The 17,409-nt window shown below is 62.1% G+C and carries 16 protein-coding genes and 2 tRNA genes; 10 read left to right on the top strand and 8 right to left on the bottom strand.

All coding sequences use genetic code 11. The features are described 5' to 3' along the window. Positions 1-67: 67 nt before the first annotated feature. Both Q355_RS0104810 and Q355_RS0104805 read right to left on the bottom strand, forming a co-directional pair. A complete protein-coding gene (locus Q355_RS0104810; RefSeq protein ID WP_027876750.1) occupies positions 68-1,447 on the bottom strand; it encodes an alanine/glycine:cation symporter family protein in 1,380 nt (459 codons plus the stop codon). Between the two features lie 15 nt (positions 1,448-1,462). Beyond that, complete coding sequence (locus Q355_RS0104805) at positions 1,463-2,248, bottom strand: DUF4388 domain-containing protein (protein ID WP_027876749.1); 786 nt, start codon at positions 2,246-2,248, stop codon at positions 1,463-1,465. A gap of 159 nt (positions 2,249-2,407) precedes the next feature. On the opposite strand from Q355_RS0104805, the gene Q355_RS0104800 reads away from it, so the two are divergent. Next, positions 2,408-3,268 (top strand): cell division protein FtsX, encoded by an 861-nt coding sequence (locus tag Q355_RS0104800; protein WP_027876748.1) that lies wholly within the window; start codon positions 2,408-2,410, stop codon positions 3,266-3,268. Beyond that, entirely contained in the window at positions 3,265-4,611 is a 1,347-nt protein-coding gene (locus tag Q355_RS0104795; protein ID WP_084496054.1) for a murein hydrolase activator EnvC family protein, read from the top strand. The genes Q355_RS0104800 and Q355_RS0104795 overlap by 4 nt, the downstream gene beginning before the upstream one ends. A 107-nt stretch (positions 4,612-4,718) precedes the next feature. Here Q355_RS0104795 and Q355_RS0104790 read toward each other — a convergent pair. Beyond that, positions 4,719-4,795 (bottom strand) — tRNA-Ile (locus Q355_RS0104790). A gap of 119 nt (positions 4,796-4,914) precedes the next feature. On the opposite strand from Q355_RS0104790, the gene Q355_RS0104785 reads away from it, so the two are divergent. Both Q355_RS0104785 and Q355_RS0104780 read left to right on the top strand, forming a co-directional pair. Continuing rightward, positions 4,915-4,991 (top strand) — tRNA-Pro (locus Q355_RS0104785). 191 nt (positions 4,992-5,182) lie between these two features. Beyond that, entirely contained in the window at positions 5,183-5,941 is a 759-nt protein-coding gene (locus Q355_RS0104780; protein ID WP_027876746.1) for a DUF4388 domain-containing protein, read from the top strand. A 43-nt stretch (positions 5,942-5,984) separates the two neighbouring features. Here the strand turns inward: Q355_RS0104780 and Q355_RS0104775 are convergent, their stop codons facing one another. Both Q355_RS0104775 and glpK read right to left on the bottom strand, forming a co-directional pair. Then, entirely contained in the window at positions 5,985-6,323 is a 339-nt protein-coding gene (locus Q355_RS0104775) for a hypothetical protein (protein WP_027876745.1), read from the bottom strand. Positions 6,324-6,376: 53 nt separating this feature from the next. Next, positions 6,377-7,867: a glycerol kinase GlpK gene (glpK, locus tag Q355_RS0104770; protein ID WP_027876744.1), complete on the bottom strand. Its 1,491-nt coding sequence runs from the start codon at positions 7,865-7,867 to the stop codon at positions 6,377-6,379. A 417-nt stretch (positions 7,868-8,284) separates the two neighbouring features. On the opposite strand from glpK, the gene gyrA reads away from it, so the two are divergent. After that, complete coding sequence (gene gyrA / locus Q355_RS0104765; protein ID WP_027876743.1) at positions 8,285-10,705, top strand: DNA gyrase subunit A; 2,421 nt, start codon at positions 8,285-8,287, stop codon at positions 10,703-10,705. Positions 10,706-10,951: 246 nt separating this feature from the next. Here gyrA and Q355_RS0104760 read toward each other — a convergent pair whose 3' ends face one another. From Q355_RS0104760 to Q355_RS0104750, 3 genes are all read right to left on the bottom strand, one after another. After that, positions 10,952-11,326 (bottom strand): type II toxin-antitoxin system VapC family toxin, encoded by a 375-nt coding sequence (locus Q355_RS0104760; protein WP_027876742.1) that lies wholly within the window; start codon positions 11,324-11,326, stop codon positions 10,952-10,954. Further along, positions 11,307-11,588: a type II toxin-antitoxin system Phd/YefM family antitoxin gene (locus Q355_RS0104755; RefSeq protein WP_027876741.1), complete on the bottom strand. Its 282-nt coding sequence runs from the start codon at positions 11,586-11,588 to the stop codon at positions 11,307-11,309. Before Q355_RS0104755 ends, Q355_RS0104760 begins: the two co-directional genes overlap by 20 nt. A gap of 81 nt (positions 11,589-11,669) precedes the next feature. Beyond that, positions 11,670-12,254: a hypothetical protein gene (locus Q355_RS0104750; protein WP_027876740.1), complete on the bottom strand. Its 585-nt coding sequence runs from the start codon at positions 12,252-12,254 to the stop codon at positions 11,670-11,672. A 375-nt stretch (positions 12,255-12,629) separates the two neighbouring features. On the opposite strand from Q355_RS0104750, the gene Q355_RS0104745 reads away from it, so the two are divergent. The 5 genes from Q355_RS0104745 to mutS all read left to right on the top strand — a co-directional run bounded on the left by Q355_RS0104745 (position 12,630) and on the right by mutS (position 17,406). Next, positions 12,630-12,890, top strand: a complete 261-nt coding sequence (locus Q355_RS0104745) for a type II toxin-antitoxin system Phd/YefM family antitoxin (protein ID WP_027876739.1) — start codon at positions 12,630-12,632, stop codon at positions 12,888-12,890. After that, positions 12,887-13,303, top strand: coding sequence for a type II toxin-antitoxin system VapC family toxin (locus Q355_RS0104740; RefSeq protein WP_027876738.1), 417 nt, complete (start codon positions 12,887-12,889; stop codon positions 13,301-13,303). The genes Q355_RS0104745 and Q355_RS0104740 overlap by 4 nt, the downstream gene beginning before the upstream one ends. Positions 13,304-13,365: 62 nt before the next feature. Continuing rightward, positions 13,366-13,875, top strand: a complete 510-nt coding sequence (locus tag Q355_RS0104735) for a PcfJ domain-containing protein (protein WP_156941869.1) — start codon at positions 13,366-13,368, stop codon at positions 13,873-13,875. A 405-nt stretch (positions 13,876-14,280) separates the two neighbouring features. Next, positions 14,281-14,793: a MogA/MoaB family molybdenum cofactor biosynthesis protein gene (locus Q355_RS0104730; RefSeq protein WP_027876736.1), complete on the top strand. Its 513-nt coding sequence runs from the start codon at positions 14,281-14,283 to the stop codon at positions 14,791-14,793. A 66-nt stretch (positions 14,794-14,859) separates the two neighbouring features. Further along, a complete protein-coding gene (gene mutS / locus Q355_RS0104725; protein ID WP_027876735.1) occupies positions 14,860-17,406 on the top strand; it encodes a DNA mismatch repair protein MutS in 2,547 nt (848 codons plus the stop codon). Positions 17,407-17,409: the final 3 nt, after the last annotated feature.

The following is a 17,409-nucleotide window of genomic DNA, read 5'->3' as shown; positions in this document are numbered from 1 at the left end:
AGCAAGCTGGCTCCTTAAATGCAGCCCGAGCCGCAGGATGGTCTGCCCAGAAAACATCCCCCTGGTATCAATCTTCTTCCTGTGGGGGCTGCCAGGGCATCCCGCCGAAAAACTCCCGCACCAGCCGGCCCACCAGCCCCCCCAGGGCCAGCAGAGCAATCAGGTTGGGAATGGCCATCAGGCCATTCAAGGTATCGGCCACGCTGGTCAGGGCGGCCAGGCCACCCAGTGGCCCCACAAAAGCAAAGGTCGCAAAGGTCAGGCGGTAAGGCCAGCGGATGCCCTCGCCAAACAGATAGGCTGCGCCCTCTTCGCCATAAAAACCCCACGAAACCATAGTGCCCAAAGCAAAAACAGCCAGCAGCAGCCCCAGCAGGGCTACCCCCAGCGGATGCTCGGCGAACAAAGCACGGGCCGCCTCTACCCGGTCGCCCCCTAAATATGACTGCCAGAGCCCACTGGCGATGAAGGTCAGGGCCATCAGGGTAGTAACCGTCAGGCTCAAAAGCATCTCGGTCAGGCCCCAGAAGCCCTGCCGCACCGGGTGGTCTACCTGGGCCTGGGCATGGGCAATGGCCGCTGAGCCTAGCCCGGCTTCGTTGGCAAAAATACCCCGCCCCACGCCGGCTTTAAGGATTTCGGCCAGGCCCAGCGATACCGCAGCCCCGGCCACCCCCCCCGCAGCCGCCTGAAAGCTCAAAGCCGAAGAAACAATCAGCGCCAGCGCAGCGGGAAGGTTCTGAAGGTGCATCAAGAGCAGCGGCAGAATCGCCACCAGAAACAGTACCAGCTTGAGCGGCACCACCATCTGCGCGAAGCGCGCCACCGAGCGAATGCCTCCGGCCAGCAAAACCCCGACCAGAAGTGCCACCAGCAAACCAGTAATGGCAGGCGGCACGTCAAATTCCTGGGCCAGGGCTGCCCCCACCGCGCCCGCTTGTGAAAGGTTGCCAATCCCAAACGCCGCAATGGCGGTAAAGAGGGCGAATAAAGCCGCCAACCAGGCCATCCGTGGGCCCAGGCCATAGCGGATATAAACCATGGGGCCGCCCAGAACCGAGCCATCGGTGTACTGGCGCCGAAAGTGTACCGCCAGAACAGCCTCGGCAAACTTGGTAGCCATGCCCACCAGATACGCAATCCACATCCACAGCACCGCACCTGGACCGCCCAGCACTACCGCGCCCACCATGCCGATGATATGGCCGGTTCCGATGGTAGCAGACACGGCGACCATGGCGGCCTGAAAAGGCGTAATCTGGCCCCCAAAACTCAGGAAGCGTTCGCGTATGGCCCCCAGCGTTTCGCGCAGCGCCGTGCCCAGCCGACCAAACTGCACAAAGCCGGTGCGAAGCGACAGGTACAGGCCCACCAGGATGAAAACCAGCATCATCCATTCGCCATAGACCGCTCGGTTGATATAGTCGTTAAGCGCAAGTAGATCCATAAGGCCGCCTTTGTTTTACCTGGCCTCTGGCCAGACTTCTACCGCTACACCCCGGCTGAGGCGCAGTTGACGCAAGTCGCGTTCGAAAAGCCCCACCCGGCCCTGCATATTTAGGCGGGGCTCGGGGCGCAGGGTGGTTTCCTGGGTTTTACTACGCACACGCACCACAAACCCTCCCCCCAACAACCTTTGCCAGCGCAAAAACAGCTCCTCGTCGATGGCGGCCACCCCCTGCCCTGCGCCGTACAGGGTGAGCGCCACCAGGGGTTCCGGTTGTACTTGCAGGTGCATCCGGGCCTCGAGCAAGCCCAAACGCAAAAGTTTGTTGAGCACCTGGGCCGTCTCGAGGGGTGAGAGCCGTCCATGTGTCAATGCCTGGGCCAGGCTTTTCCCCTGGGCCTGGGTTAGCACGCTAACCTCGAGGGGGCTGAGCTGGGTATGGCCCTGGGCAGGACGGGCCTGTAGCAGCAGCTCCCAGTTGTCGGGCAGATCTATCTCCTTCCAGGCTTCGAACTGGTGCAGGATGAGCCGGTGGGTTCTCAGGCCAGGCTCGATGCTGCGCTCTTGGGTCTGCTGTTCGGAGTCGAAGCGAAACGGCGCAGAGCGCAGGCCGGCCAGAAGCTCGAGGGCCTCCAAACCCCGCAGTGAACCAGCCTGGGCATGCACCGGATGACCCCCCTCCAGATAAATAGCGCCCGCAAAACTGGGGTGCTCGATGAGTAAAGCCCCACCCCTGGCCGCCCCCATCAGGGTCTCCAAGAGCCTTAAAAGGGGGAACTCTGCCAGGTTTCCGCTCAGCACATTCCGGCCTCCTGTAAGAAAAATGGCTCAAGGTCGCACAACAAGCATATTCTACACAGCAAGTGGCTTTGTCTTTGTTCAAACCGGTGGCCTCCCTAAAAAATACAGCACTAAGCCGGGATTCACCCATCGGCGGGTGGCAGCAGATACACTAATGTCGTGTACGCTTTTTCTCAGGCTTTGCGTTCGTTGCGTCAACACCTAACCAGTACCCTGGCTACCTTTTTTACCGCCCTGGTATCGTTTTCGCTCCTGTTTTTGCTGGGGTTGCTGCTGTGGAACCTGGATCGGGTGGTGGCCACCCTCGAGCGCGAACTGGAGGTGGCTGCTTTTCTCAAGCCCGGCGCCCAGGCCAGCGATATCCTCAACCAGATTAAAACCTGGCCTGAGGTCAGCGAGGCCCGGCTACAAACCAAAGAAGAGGCCCTGGCCACGCTCCAGCTGGATTATCCCTATCTGGCCCAGGCCCGCGAGTTTATCCAGAACCCCCTTCCCGACACCATCCGGCTCAGGCTGAACGACCCCCAGGCGGTGCGCGAAGTGGGGCGACGGGTAGCCCGGCTGGAGGGCGTAGACAGCGTGGAGTATGGTGGCGCCCTTACCGAGCAGCTGGTGCGGGTGCTGGGGGGTTTGCGGGTAGCCGTAAACATACTGGTCTTGTTGCTTCTTCTGGACACACTTTTTAGCGTAATGGGCACGATCCGGCTTTCCATCGAAAACCGGCGCGAGGAACTACGGGTGATGCAGCTTGTAGGGGCCACCCGGCGCTTCATCCAGGGGCCCTTTGTGGCCGAGGGAACCCTGCTCACCCTGGCTGCGGGCCTGGTAGCGCTGGGACTGGGGGTGGTTTCCTATCGCTTTTTGGCCCAGGCCCTGCAAAACCTGCTGCCCTTCGTACCCGTGCTGGCCGATGGCGACCTGGCTCGAGCCGCCGGGGCCATGCTGGTGCTGGCGGTTCTGCTGGGGGCCACCGGGGCCTACCTGGCCAGCCGGGCCAACCTGCGGGAGACCGACCTATGAAGCAGAGCCCAGCGGTGGGGGCTAAAAAAAATAGCCCGCAAGGGGCCTGGGGTATTTACAGCAATATCGCCCAGGCTTTCTGGCTTACGGGCTTGCTGTTGGCCTTGGCCTTTCAGTCCGGGGCCCTGGGCCAGGCCAACCTCAACCAGCTACAGCAGCAAGCCGAACAAAACCGTCGGCTCCTTCAGCTCCAGCAACAGCGCATTGAGCAGCTCAACCGCGACCTGGCCAACCTCGACGCCGCTACCAGGCAAAAGCTCCAAGAACTGCGCCGCCTCGAGGCCGAAATCACCCGCCTCGAGCGCGAACGGGCCGAGCTAACCCGGCAAATAGAGCTGCTTGAGGGCCAGAAAAAACAGGCCGAGGCCCGCATAGCCAGCCTGCAAAAGGAGCTCGAGGGCCTGCGCGAGCGGCTTTCGGCGCTGCTACAAAGCCTGCACCGCGAGCGGGCCGGGCGCTATTTACCTCTTTTGCGGGCCGAGTCCTTCACCGACTTGTCGGTGCGCAGCCGCTGGGTAGGGGTGCTGGGGCAGCACCAGACCGACCTTATGGAACGCATCAAAAACACCGTGCGCCAGCTCGGCGAAGAGCAGGTACGGCTGGAGCTACTGGTGAATACCCTTAGCGAGCGTCGGGCCGAACGGCAGCAGCGCATCGCCGCCCTGGCCCAAAACCGCCAAGCCGTGCTGCTAACCGTCGCCAACCTGCGGCAGCAGCAGGCTGGCCGACAGGTGCTTCTGCGCGAAACCCTGCAAGCCCAGGCCCAGCTCCGGGCCGAGCTGCAGGTACTGCAAAGCCGCATTGCCGCCGAGCTGCGGCGCATCGCCGAGGAGCGCCGTCGGGCCGAGGAAGAGCGTCGAAGACGCGAGCTACAAGCCCAGCGAGAACGGGCGTTGCTCACCCAACGCCAGCGCGAAGAAGCGGCCCGCCGCGAGCGCGAGACCCCTGCGGTTCCGCGCGAGGTGGTGGGGGCTTTGCAATTCCCAGTACGTGGTGGCCGCGTCGCCGAGCCCTATGGCTTTCAAGGCAACGACTGGCAAACCCTCCAGGGGGCCGAGGCCTCCAGCCCCATTGTGGCCGCCGCCGACGGGGTGGTCATTGACAGCCTGTTTATTGCCAACCTGGGCTACACCCTAACCATCCGCCACTCCGACCAGATTGCCACCCAGTATGTGAATGTGCTTGAGCCCCGGGTATCGGTGGGCCAGCGGGTTAGCCAGGGTCAGGTGATTGGCTTTACCGGCGGGGGCGTGCTCATCCCCAGCGATCAGATGTGGTTCCGGGTAATCGTTATTGACAACAACGGCAACTTTCGCTACGTGGACCCGTCCAGGTATTACTAGCACTGGGCTCGCTCGAGTTCGGCCTAAAGAACCCAAGCAGCGGGCTTATAGCCTATATAAAGCGAAAACCGGAGCCTTAGCGACTCCGGTTTTTCTCGTCCTGGACTTGGTGGGCGATCCGGGACTCGAACCCGGGACCTCACGCTTATCAGGCGTGTGCTCTAACCAGCTGAGCTAACCGCCCCCACAGCGAGTTATGAGTATAGCGGTGGCTTTGCCAGAGGTCAAGCCAATGTGTTGACGTTTTGACCTCAGGTCGCTAGACTTGTGTGTGCCTGAGGCTTTGGCCCAGGTAAAAAGTTTCGAGGCGTAGCGCAGCCTGGTAGCGCACACCCTTGGGGTGGGTGTGGTCGGAGGTTCAAATCCTCTCGCCTCGACCAGAATAAGTGTCGTTCAGGACGGGTTCTAATGGCTCATGCCAGACCACACCTGAACGGCTTTTTTATGGTGGGTGAGCCACTGCTAAACGGTAGCTGGAAAGCATTTTCCCTCCGGCCAACCCCTGTTTGGTCAAAAGCTGGCTGGCACAAGCAAAAATTGGCTTTATTGTAAGGTATACGAGGCGACTGATATGGACGGCACGTTCGAGCTTTTGGGCCCCATCGAGCTTTTGCAACTGCTCTCACAGGCCCGACAAACCGGGGCGTTCAAGGTTCCGGGGGGTGAGGTCTACCTCGAGCAAGGCCAGCCGGTTCACGCACAGTACAAAAACCAGATAGGCCGTGACGGCCTGTTCCAGATTCTGTCCCTCAAGGAGGGCAAGTTTCGCTTTTTGGTGGGAGAACGGGCCAGGCAATCGAGCCTGCAAGGTTCTCTCGACAACTACCTGCTCGAGGCCATCCGCTTTATGGATATGCGCCTCGACCTGAGCCCCTTCGATCAGGTGCAACTTACCGATGCCAACCGCACCACCCACCTCACCCTCTCGCCCGATGAGTTTGAGCTACTACAGCACATGAGCAAGCCCATCAGCCTCTTCGACCTTGCATTGGCAAGCGGGCTTTCCAACGACGCGGTGAACCTTAACGTAAGCCGTTTAGCCCGGCTGGGCCTGGTGCAGATTACCACCCGCACCCCCCATACGGTACGCCTGGTAGTGGCCAGGCTCGAGGGTTCTGCCGTGGCCCGTATAGATTCCCAGCTTCTGCGGGCCTGGCGCAGCCACTTTGGTTCTTTTGCACAAGTTGAGGTGCGCGCAGAAAATCGCATTCTGCAACTGCCTGTCGAGGCCAAAAGCAACGCCGGCCCGCAGTTGCTGCTCTCTTCCGACGCCCTGTTTTTTCACAACCTGCGGGTGGGCCAAGAGGTGCTGGTCTGGCCTTCTTTGTAAAAAAACACCAGGGGCCGTGCAGCCCCTGATGTTCAGCACTCCCCTAGCTCTTTTTGCCCAGGCGCTCCTGGGCGGCCTTGGCCAGCTCTTCGGCCTTGGCCCTGGCCTGCTCGGCGGCCTGCCGGGCCTGCTCGCTCAGGTGCTTGATCTGGTCGGGAAGGCCGTCGCCATCCTTGTCCAGGTTAGACTTCAGCTCCTCGAACTTGGCTTTGGCCTGTTCGGTGGCTTGCTTGGCCTGGTTCAAGACCCCCTCGAGCTGATCCGGCACTCCATCGCCGTCCTTGTCGAGGTTGGCTTTCACCTCGTTGAATTTAGCTTCGGCCTGCTTGAGTGCATTTTCGGCAGCCTCGCGGGCTTTGTTGGCCAGTTCTTTGAAATCCATAATTGACCCTCCAGCCTCAATCCTAGCACCCCGGTGTGACGCGGGTATGAAAGCTACCCTTCTACCCAGCCTCGAGCCCGCTCTACGGCTTTCTTCCAGCCGCCATACAGCCGGGTGCGCTCCTCCGGGGGCATAGACGGCGTAAAGCGCGCTTGCACCGCCCAGCGTTCGGCAATCTGCTCGCGGGTGAGCATCCCCACCCCCACCCCAGCCAGGTAGGCGGCCCCCAGGGCAGTGGTCTCGGTTACCTGGGGCCGCACCACCGGGGTGCCCAGGATGTCGGACTGAAACTGCATCAAGAGGTCGTTGGCGGTGGCCCCCCCGTCTACCCGAAGTTCGGAAAGTTGCAGCCTGGAGTCGGCCTCCATGGCCTCGAGCACATCTTTGCTCTGGTAGGCGATGGCCTCCAAAGCCGCCCGGGCCAGATGGGCTTTGCTGGTGCCACGGGTCAGACCCACGATGGTGCCGCGGGCGTAGGGGTCCCAGTAGGGCGCGCCCAGGCCCACAAAAGCCGGCACCAGGTACACCCCATCGGTGCTGCTCACCTGGCGGGCCAGGCCTTCCACGTCGCTGGAGTTTTGAAGGATGCCCAGGCCGTCGCGCAGCCACTGCACCACCGCCCCCGCCACAAACACCGAGCCTTCCAGGGCGTACTCGGGCGGCTCCCCCTCGAGCTGCCAGGCCACCGTGGTCAACAGGCCGTTCTGCGAAGCCACCTGCGCCCGCCCGGTGTGCATCAGCATGAAGCAGCCGGTGCCGTAGGTGTTCTTGGCCATGCCGGGGGTAAAGCAGGTCTGCCCAAACAAAGCCGCCTGCTGGTCGCCCGCCACCCCCGCAATGGGGATGGACGCCCCCAGCAACTCTCGAGCGGTCTCGCCAAATAGCCCCGCCGATGGACGCACCTCCGGCAGTAGCGCCTTGGGAATACCCAAAATGCCCAGCAGGTGCTCGTCCCAGCGCAAGGTGTGCAGGTTGAAGAGCAGGGTGCGCGAGGCATTGGAGACGTCGGTGGCGTGTACCCGGCCCCCGGTCAAGTTGTAAATCAGCCAGCTATCGATGGTGCCAAAGCAGAGCTCGCCCTTCCCGGCCCGCTCCCGCAGCCCCGGCACGTTTTCCAGAAGCCACTTCACCTTGGTGCCGGAAAAATAGGCGTCCAGCAAGAGCCCGGTTTTCTGCTGGAATACGCCTTCATAGCCCCCTTTGCGTAGCTCATCGCAGATAGCCGCAGTGCGGCGATCCTGCCAGACGATGGCCCGGTAGACCGGCTTGCCGGTAGCCCGTTCCCACAGCACGGTGGTCTCGCGCTGGTTGGTGATGCCGAGAGCCACAATCTCGCCGGGCTGGATGCCGGCGCGCCGGATGGCCTCGCGGGCTACCTGAAGCTGGGTTTGCCAGATTTCCAGGGGGTCGTGCTCGACCCAGCCCGGCTGGGGAAAGTGCTGCATGAACTCCTGCTGGGCCATGGCTTTGGGCTGTCCTTCCAGGTCGAAGACGATGGCCCGGCTGCTGGTGGTTCCCTGGTCGAGGGCAAGGATGTAGGGCATGGATTCCTCCGCATTGCTTGCGTTTCTCGCAAACACCAGCCTCAGGTTGGCAAATGTGAAGCCCCATCCGGCATTCGCGCGAACCGCTATGTCTGCTTGAGTATAAAGTAGCCCCTATCGCGCTTCCACGCGGCTGGCAGATCGTGTGCCTGGCTCCAAAACAGGGGTGGCTACAATCCCACCACCCCCATCATCCGCAGCGTTCCGCTGTGGCCAGAGCTAAACCACCTTCCAAAACAACGCTTTAGCCCAGCCCAACCAAGCAAAACAATTTCTCAACTCCGTCAACTGTTTGACGGGCCCTGCACATTTTCTGTTTTTGCCATAATTGCCCGAGTTGGAGTATAATAGAGTGTTGGATACAAAGCACGTTCACGTGCGCTTTTTTTGTGCTGAAAGCAAAATAGGAGTTATTGAATGTCCCAGGTTCTTCCCATTGAAATCACCGACGAAGTCAAACAAAGCTTCATCAACTATGCCATGTCGGTCATTGTCGACCGGGCCCTGCCCGATGTGCGCGACGGCCTCAAGCCGGTGCAGCGGCGCATCCTGTATGGCGCCTACCAGGACGGGGTGTTGCCGAGCCGCAAGCACGTGAAGTGCGCCAAGATTGTGGGTGAGGTGATGGGTAAGTTCCACCCCCACGGCGATGCGGCCATCTACGACACCCTGGTACGCCTGGCCCAGCCCTGGAACCTGCGCTACCCGCTGATTGACGGGCAGGGCAACTTCGGCTCGGTGGACGGCGATCCGCCGGCCGCCCAGCGTTACACCGAGGCCCGGCTCTCCCATATTGGCCTCGAGCTCCTGCAAGACCTCGACAAAGAAACCGTGCCTTTCGCGCCCAACTACGACGGCACCCAGGAGCAGCCCGAGGTGCTTCCGGCGGCCCTGCCCAACCTCCTGGTCAACGGCTCCGCCGGTATTGCCGTCGGTATGGCCACCAGCCTCCCCCCCCACAACCTGAGCGAGGTGGTGGATGCGCTGGTGCAGATGATTGATAACCCCGAGGTCTCTCTCGAGGAGGTCATGAAGGTTCTGCCCGGCCCCGATTTTCCCACCGGAGCCAAGCTTTCGCGCCGGGGCATCAAAGAGGCCTACGCCACCGGGCGTGGCAGCCTTAAGATCCGCGCACGCTACCGTAACGAAGATAAAAACGGGCGGGCCATGCTGGTCTTTACCGAAATTCCCTATCAAGTCAACAAGGCCGACCTTATTGCTCAGATCGCCTCTCTGGTTCGCAACAAAGTCATCGAGGAAATCTCGGCTTTGCGCGACGAGTCGGATCGCCAGGGCATGCGCATTGCCGTCGAACTCAAGCGCGGGGCCAACCCCCAGGTGGTGCTCAACAAGCTCTACAAGCACACCCGCTTACAGACCAGCTTTACCGTGAACCTACTGGCGATTGTGCACGGCGAGCCCAAGGTGCTCAACCTGCTGGAGATAATGCGCCACTACCTCGAGCACCGTGGGGTGGTAGTACGCAAGCGTACCGAGTACGAGTTACGTAAAGCCAAAGAACGCGCCCATGTGCTGGAAGGGCTTTTGATTGCCCTCGACCACATTGACGAGGTCATCGCCCTAATTCGCGGCTCGCAGGATGCCGCCGAAGCCCGCTCGGGGCTTGTTAGCCGCTTTAACCTGAGCGAGATTCAGGCCCAGGCCATCCTGGATATGCGTCTGCAACGGCTGGTGGGCCTGGAGCGGGACAAGCTGCAAGCCGAATACCGCGACCTGATGGAAGAAATCGCGCGCCTCGAGGCCATTCTGGGCGACGAAAAGCGGCTGTGGCAGGTGGTTAGGGGCGAGTTGCTGGATATAAAAAACAAGTATGGCGATCAGCGCCGCACCCAGATTACCGAGTTCGAAGAAGGCTTCAGCCTCGAGGACCTCATCGAGGATGAGCCCATGGTCATCACCCTCACCAGCCAGGGTTTTGTCAAGCGCACCCCGCTCGAGGCCTACCGCGCCCAGGGCCGGGGAGGAACGGGGGCCCAGGCTGGCAAAACCAAGGCCGAGGACGAGGCCATCTCGGTCTTTGTGGCCTCGATGCACGATACCCTGCTCATCTTCACCAACCGGGGCCGGGTCTATGGCGAAAAAGTCCACGAGCTGCCCGAAGCCAGCCGGCAGGCTCGAGGTACCCACATCGTCAGCCTGCTGCCCCTACAAGAGGGTGAAGAGGTAGCAGCCCTGCTGAACGTGCGCGACCTGACCCAGGAAGGCTACTTTGTGTTCGCTACCAAAAACGGCTTGATCAAAAAAACCGAGATTAAGGAGTACCAGAACCTCAGCAGCGCGGGCTTGATTGCCATCAACCTGGTAGAAAACGACGCATTGGTCGGGGTAGCCATTGCCCAGGAAGGCGACCAGGTTATGCTGGCAACCCAAAGCGGTCAGGCCATCCGCTTTGAGCTCTCGGATGTGCGGGCCACCGGGCGGGCCAGCCAGGGCGTAACCGGCATTCGCTTCAAGGAAGGCCGCGACGACCAGGTGGTTTCGCTGGTCATTCTGCCCAAAGGCGAGGAGGGCGAGGTGCTGGCTGTGGGAACCCATGGCTACGGCAAGCGCACCCCCATTTCCGAGTACCCCCTGCAAGGCCGCGGTGGGGTGGGGGTTATCACCTTCAATACCAACGAAAAGGTGGGCCAGCTAGCCGCCCTCATGCGCGTACAGGGCAACGAAGATCTGCTGGTACTCTCGCGCCGGGGTAATGCCATTCGCACCAGCGTGGCCAGCATCTCCCAGTACGGGCGGGCCACCAGCGGGGTCAGGGTAATGAACCTGAGCGACAAGGACGAGATTGCCTCGGCCTTTGTGATTGCGCCGCAGGACTAGTTTTGGCCCGTCCCGGACAGCTCTGGCAAGCGCCCTTAGAGCGCTCTTCAGAAATATTGAGCTGCTGCCCAGCACAGTTGCCTCCCAGATGGGGGGACGGGGTCTTCGGGGGTAGGTACGCCGCCGCCACCGGCGGCGTGAACCGTCCCGTGAGAACCGCTCGGCCCAGCCGAAGGCTGGGGGAGGGGGCGGTGAAGCCTCGAACTTGCAGTCTGAGGTGTCGTCAGCAAAGTTGGCACTGTCTCTTCAAACCCTGATCACGAGTCTTCCGTACGGAGCTAGCGCAGCATCCGCACTCACCAACTTCAATCCCTCGACCATGGCCTGGGCCAGCAGGATGCGGTCGAAGGGGTCGCGGTGATGCCACGGAAGGCTTTGTACGGCCATGGCATGCTCGGGGCTGATGGGGAGATGAAGGAAACCCTGCGCCTCCACCACCTCCAGAAAACCCTCCGGCATCCGTAGCTTCCCCAGCGAAGCCTTCACCGCCAGCTCCCAGGTGGTGGCCGCACTCACGAATACTTCGTCGGTGTGCTCAATGAGCCCACGGGCTTTGCGGCTCAGCCTTTTATCGTCGGAAAGCCACCACAAGAGGACGTGGCTATCGAGCAGCAGGTTCAAGGGGGCTTTCCTCCATCATCTGCGCGATCTCGGCATTGGGCTGGTCGAAGTCCGGGGCCATCCAGACCTTCCCCTTCCAGACCCCCGGTACCCTCTTGGGTTTGACGGGCTGCTCAGGAGGCACCAGCCTGGCCACCACCCGCCCATACCGCCCAATGAGGACGACCTCCCCCCGCTCGACCCGCTCGATCAAGCGGGAGAGCTGGGCCTTGGCTTCAGCGATGTTGACCAGCTTTTTGTTCCAGTGGGCTGCCTTAGGCATAGTGACATTTCCCCTTGAAACTCCATACTAATAAACCTGACCATTATTGGTCAACAAATGTCACCAAATAGCGATACTTAGTTATACCTCCATGCAATCAGGGAGCCCGTGGAGAAAGGCTTTGCAGACGTTCTCGGCCCGGATGGGGTCCTCCGAAGGCCGGCGGGGAGCCAGGTACATGCCTTTGTCGGGAATATCGCAGAAAGGGGGCGGCTGCCGGTACAGATGGTTCATGACCGCAGCCTCGATGCGCTCGAGGACTCGAGGGCCAGTCCCCACGTCCGCGACAAAGATGCAAAAGCCCGCCAGCTGTCGGCGTACAGCCTCGAGGATCTCCGGTTTGCGCGCCTCGAACTCCTCCCGGTGCGCCCGCGCGTACCCCCAGCCGTGCCAAACCTCCTTGCGCACCCCTCGCCGGGCCGCGTCGATGTCCAGCACGTTGTACTCACCGTTGAGGTATTTGCGGGTGTGATCCTTGAAGCGGGCCGAGACTGGGCGACGGGTGATCCCGGCGAGGTAGATCAGGTAGCCGTTCTGGTATTCGAAGGTCTGAAGGTAGACCCCGGGTTTTTGGGGAAGTGAAGGCAGCCCAGCCACACTCTCGAATCCCGGCCAGGCAAAAGGCCCCTCCCAATTAAGCGTGAGGGTGTGTACTTGGTCGATCATAAGTAGTCGCTTAGCAGCTTTTGCCGCCCTGGGCATCGAGCGGTCAAGTGCAGAGTATAGCAAGCTGTACTGTTATAGGGAGGGAAAACTGGCTTCCTCGGCAGGGCCGGTGCGTGAAATCACACCACCCCCAACCGCGTCAGTAGTTCGAAGGGTTTGGCGGCAAAACGCTCTATCGCGGCCAGATTGGACACCTGCCATGGCCGCAAGCCGGGGGCGATCTGTTGCAGGACAGAAGGCTCGCGCCCTGTTCAACCATATGACGGGGAGCTGGGCTTTTCGGCAGTTGGTGAGTTTTGTGCAATATAGAGAGCGGGAGTTCTGGGAGCGGCACCTGAGCTTGACCCAATCATCCAGTCAGACTAGACTGTTTGAGTGAAACGCATCTGGCAGCTTCAGGAAGCCAAGGCCCGTTTCTCCGAGGTGGTGGAGTTGGCCATGAAGGGTGAAGCCCAGACCGTAACCCGACGTGGTCGTCCTGCGGTGGTGGTGCTGGACTGGGAGACCTACACCCGGCTGCTCGGCCAGAACCTATCCCTTTTCGAGGCGCTACGCCCTGCGGAACCCCTCTCCGACGAGGAAGCTGACGCCCTCTTCGACCGCTCCCAGGCAGATTACCGAGAGGTTGGCCTTTGAGCTACCTGCTGGACACCAACGTGGTCTCTGAGGCCGCCCGGCGCCAGCCCCACCCCAGGGTCGTGGCCTGGCTGAAAGGGCTCCCGCTGCAGGAAGCCTACCTTTCGGCGCTCACCCTGGGGGAGTTGGTGCAGGGGGCCGTTCGCGCCCCCGAACCACGCAGGCCGGTGCTGGAGCGCTGGATCGAAGACCTCGAGCGCCGCTTCGCTGGGCAGATTCTGCCGCTGGACCTCGAGGTTCTGGAGACCTGGGGTGCCCTTACTGGCGAGGCCCTGAACGAGGGCCGCCCCCTCTCTCCCCTGGACGCCTTGCTGGCCGCTACCGCCTTGCACCACGGGCTCATCCTGGTTACCCGCAACACCGCCCACTTCCGGGGCCTGCCTATCCGGCTGCTCAACCCCTGGGAGGGCTGACCCCAGGCCCCAGGACGCTCCGGTCAACCTACTGCCTGGCCCGCTCGAGCACCAAAGCCTGGATGGCAGGAGTAAGAACCGAGGTTATGCAGGGCGTTTTCCACTGCAACAATGCGACAGCACAAGGGTTCCTGGCCGCCCTCGAGGCCATGAAATCGGGCCGGGAGCCCGGGCGCTTCTCCTCTCTCGGGAAGAACCTCGGCCTGGAGGCCCTGGCCCGGCGGGTCTTTGACAGGCCCAGGCCGCTCTTCCCCAGCCCCTTTTCCTGCGGCCAGCTGGTAGCGGAGGAACTCCTCTCCCCCCAGGCCCTGGAGGAGGAGGGCAAGGCCATGCGGCACTGCCTCGGGGAGGAGAACTGGGCGTCGGTTCTGCTGGATGAGGAGCGCTTCTTCAGCCTCCGCGACGGGGCGGACCAGCGGGTGGCCACCCTGCGCCTGGAATGGGTCAGCGGGGCCTGGAAGGTGGCGGAGCTAAGGGGTCCAGGTAACGCCAGGGTGACCGAGGAAGTGGCCGCCTTCGCCGAGGAGCTGGCCAGAGCGGCCGGAACCGGCGCTCTCCGGCCTGCGGTCTGAAGGTGACAGCGCGCCCTTGCGGCCAGGCGCATACGCGCCGCTTCGTATAGATCAGTTCGGGCTGGGAGCAACCACACATCCTTTTGGTCTGCCGGGGGTGATGTTGGTCAGTGGAAGAGGCTCCCAGCCACCCCTTCACCGCACTTACAGGGAGGTTCCAGCAGATAGGAGTGATGGGCCAGCCCTGGCCGTCAATGCAGCGGCCCCCTGCGGGAGCTGCACATGGAGCAGCAAGCGTTCCTAGAAAACTTGAGAAACTGGCAGTGTGAAACACATCAGCCGCCAGGGAAAAGCACTTTTTTTTGTAGCTGGAACCGCCCCTTTCATATACACCAAACGACGCGGGCTCCATCTGCCCCCACTTTTTACCGCGCTCCATCGGCGTAGAGGCGTAGAATTGCAGGCATGTCCGAGAGTACCGACAAACACAAGGAGATTGCCAAAGCCAGGGGCCCGGTCAACATCGCCATCGTAACCGTTTCCGACACCCGCACCCTCGAGACCGATACCAACTACCACTACCTGAGGCCCGAAATTGAGGCGCTGGGGCACAAAATTGTGGGCTACCGCATCATCAAGGACGAGCCCGACCAGGTAGCCCAGGCCCTGGACGATATGGTAAACGCAGGGGCGCAAATAATTCTCTTCAACGGCGGCACCGGCATTGCCCCCCGCGACACCACCTACGACGTGCTGGTTCGCAAAATCGAGAAGCCCATGCCGGGGTTCGGCGAACTGTTTCGCATGATCTCCTACAGCGAGGTGGGGGCCGCCGCCATGCTCTCGCGGGCCACTGCGGGAACCTACCGCAAGAAGGTGGTGATCTCCACGCCCGGCTCGCCCAACGCCGTACAGGTGGCCTGGGAGAAGCTGATCAAACCCGAGCTGGAGCATCTGGCCTGGGAAGTGGCCCGGTAAGTAAAAAAATAAGTCGCACACGATACTTGTTTTCACCTTCCAACCCAGAGGCTTGGGGGTATCATGATGAGCATGACCCTCAAGGGCCAGGGGCCGGGGCCCCTACCACCTCTGCTCGAGCAGTACGTCGAACTGCGGGATGCCTACCCCGATTATCTGTTGCTGTTTCAGGTGGGCGACTTTTACGAGGCTTTTGGTGAGGATGCCGAAAGGCTCTCGAGGGCTCTTAACCTAACCCTGACCCACAAAACCGCCAAAGACTTCACCACCCCCATGGCGGGTATTCCGGTGCGCTCGGTGGATGTGCACCTTGAACGGCTCCTGAAGCTAGGCTTTCGGGTAGCGGTGGCCGACCAGGTGGAACTGGCTGAGGAGGCCGACAAGCTGGTGCGCCGCGAGGTTACACAGTTGCTCACCCCCGGCACGGTCATGCGCGAGAACCTGTTGAAGCCGGAGGCCAACTACCTGGCTGCCATCAGCACCGGCGATGGCTACGGCCTGGCCCTGCTCGATCTCTCCACCGGGGAGTTTCGCGGTAGCGTACTTTTCAGCAAGAGCGCCCTCTACGACGAGCTCTTCCGCTTTCGGCCCGCCGAGGTGCTGCTGGCTCCGGAGCTCTACCACAACCCCAGTTTTTTGCAGGAGTTCCAGCGGCGTTTTCCGGTCATGCTGTCGGAGGAGGGCTTCCAGGGCGAGGCCGGAAAAGCTGCCCTACAGGCACAATTCGACCCTCTACCCGCCGGTTTGGAGCACCCCGCGCTGCTGCGTTCGGCAGGAGCGGTGCTGGCCTACGCCCTGCGGGTGCAGGAGAATGGGCTCCCCCAGGTGCGTAGTTTTGTGCGCTACGACCCCAGCGCCTTCATGCAGCTCGGCGAGGCCACGCTGCGAACCCTGGAGATTTACGAGCCCAGTTCGGTGGGCGACCAAAGCGGGGAACGTACCCTGATGGGGGTGCTGGGCCTAACCCGCACCGCGCCCGGACGGCGCCTGCTGCGGGCCTGGCTGCGGCATCCGCTGGTAGAGGAAGCCCCCCTGCAAGCCCGGCTGGATGCCGTGGAGGCCTTGGTGCGCGATGGGGTACTGCGAAGCGAGGTGCGCAAGGTGCTCTACCGCATGCACGATTTGGAACGCCTGGCGGCCCGCCTGTTGGCCGGTCGGGCCAGCCCCCGCGACCTTTCGGCCTTGCAACGCAGCTTATCGCTGTTGCCCGAACTGACCGAGCTGCTGGCGGGGGTGGGGCCGCTCGCAGTCCTATCCGAGCGTCTACCCTATTCGGTTGCGATTACTGAACGCATCGCCGCTGCCCTGGTGGAAGACCCGCCGCTCAAGATTACCGACGGGGGCCTGATCCGAGAAGGCTTCGACCCCGAGCTGGATGAGCTGCGCCACCGGGCCGAGGAGGGCCGGGCCTGGATTGCCCATCTGGAAAGCGCGGAACGAGAAAAGACCGGAATACCCAATCTGAAGGTGGGCTACAACGCGGTATTTGGGTATTACCTCGAGGTCACCCGCCCCCACTACAGCCTGGTGCCCAAAGACTGGCGGCCCCTGCAAACCCTCAAAGACCGCATGCGCTTCAGTACCCCAGAGCTCAAGGAGCAGGAGCGCAAAATCTTGCAAGCCGAAACCGAGGCCATCAAGCGTGAGTACGCGGTGTTCCTGGAGCTGCGCCAGCAGGTGGCCCAGGCCGCCGACGAGGTGCGCCAGGCGGCCCAGGTGCTGGCCGAACTGGACGTGTACGCTGCGCTGGCCGAGGCTGCGGTGGAGTACGGCTACAGCCGCCCCCGCTTCTCACCCGACGGCCATCTACACATTGTGGCCGGGCGCCATCCGGTGGTAGAGCGCAGCAATTCATTTATCCCCAACGACCTTGCCATGAACCCCTCGGCCCGGCTTCTGATCCTGACCGGGCCCAACATGGCTGGCAAGTCAACCTACCTGCGGCAGACCGCCCTGATTGCCCTGCTGGCCCAGATTGGCTCCTTCGTGCCCGCCGAGTCGGCCACCCTGCCCCTGTTCGACCGCATCTACACCCGCATTGGAGCCTCGGACGACATCGCCGGGGGGCGCAGCACCTTTATGGTGGAGATGGAGGAGCTCGCCAGCATCCTGCAAGGTGCAACGAGCAAAAGCCTGGTGCTGCTGGACGAGATTGGGCGCGGCACCAGCACCTACGATGGCCTGGCTTTGGCCTGGGCGGCCTGCGAATACCTGCACGACCAGGTGGGGGCCTACACCCTCTTCGCCACCCACTATTTCGAACTCACCGCCTTGCCTGAGCGCATGGCTGCTGCCCGCAATGCCCACGTGGCCGCCAAGGAGGAGGCCGGGGGGCTGGTGTTTTACCACCAGGTGTTGCCAGGGCCCGCCAGCAAGAGCTATGGGCTGGAAGTAGCCCGGCTGGCCGGGCTACCCAGGGAGGTTTTGCAGCGGGCCAAAGCCGTGCTGACCGGCCTCGAGGCCAACCAGCAGGGGCTGTCCAAAGACGTGCTGGAAGAACTGCTCCAGCTCGACCTGGCCCGCACCAGTCCGCTCGAGGCCCTTTTGTTCTTGCGCCAACTGCAAGACCGGCTCAAAGGCCTGGCTCCTCTGGCCGAAACCGAGCGCATCTGAAAG

Origin of the sequence: Meiothermus cerbereus DSM 11376, assembly GCF_000620065.1 — a bacterium.
GTDB lineage: Bacteria > Deinococcota > Deinococci > Deinococcales > Thermaceae > Meiothermus > Meiothermus cerbereus.
Note: the sequence above shows the minus strand (reverse complement) of the source record. Positions and strands in the feature narration are given on the sequence as shown.

What these genes read in the sequence shown, in the direction of transcription:
- Q355_RS0104750 (WP_027876740.1), bottom strand. Translation starts at nt 12,254, where the DNA reads ATGATCGACCAAGTACACACCCTCACGCTTAATTGGGAGGGGCCTTTT.
- Q355_RS0104795 (WP_084496054.1), top strand. Translation starts at nt 3,265, where the DNA reads ATGAAGCAGAGCCCAGCGGTGGGGGCTAAAAAAAATAGCCCGCAAGGG.
- Q355_RS0104810 (WP_027876750.1), bottom strand. Translation starts at nt 1,447, where the DNA reads ATGGATCTACTTGCGCTTAACGACTATATCAACCGAGCGGTCTATGGC.
- Q355_RS0104730 (WP_027876736.1), top strand. Translation starts at nt 14,281, where the DNA reads ATGTCCGAGAGTACCGACAAACACAAGGAGATTGCCAAAGCCAGGGGC.
- gyrA (WP_027876743.1), top strand. Translation starts at nt 8,285, where the DNA reads ATGTCCCAGGTTCTTCCCATTGAAATCACCGACGAAGTCAAACAAAGC.
- glpK (WP_027876744.1), bottom strand. Translation starts at nt 7,867, where the DNA reads ATGCCCTACATCCTTGCCCTCGACCAGGGAACCACCAGCAGCCGGGCC.
- Q355_RS0104755 (WP_027876741.1), bottom strand. Translation starts at nt 11,588, where the DNA reads ATGCCTAAGGCAGCCCACTGGAACAAAAAGCTGGTCAACATCGCTGAA.
- Q355_RS0104780 (WP_027876746.1), top strand. Translation starts at nt 5,183, where the DNA reads ATGGACGGCACGTTCGAGCTTTTGGGCCCCATCGAGCTTTTGCAACTG.
- mutS (WP_027876735.1), top strand. Translation starts at nt 14,860, where the DNA reads ATGAGCATGACCCTCAAGGGCCAGGGGCCGGGGCCCCTACCACCTCTG.
- Q355_RS0104775 (WP_027876745.1), bottom strand. Translation starts at nt 6,323, where the DNA reads ATGGATTTCAAAGAACTGGCCAACAAAGCCCGCGAGGCTGCCGAAAAT.
- Q355_RS0104735 (WP_156941869.1), top strand. Translation starts at nt 13,366, where the DNA reads ATGGCAGGAGTAAGAACCGAGGTTATGCAGGGCGTTTTCCACTGCAAC.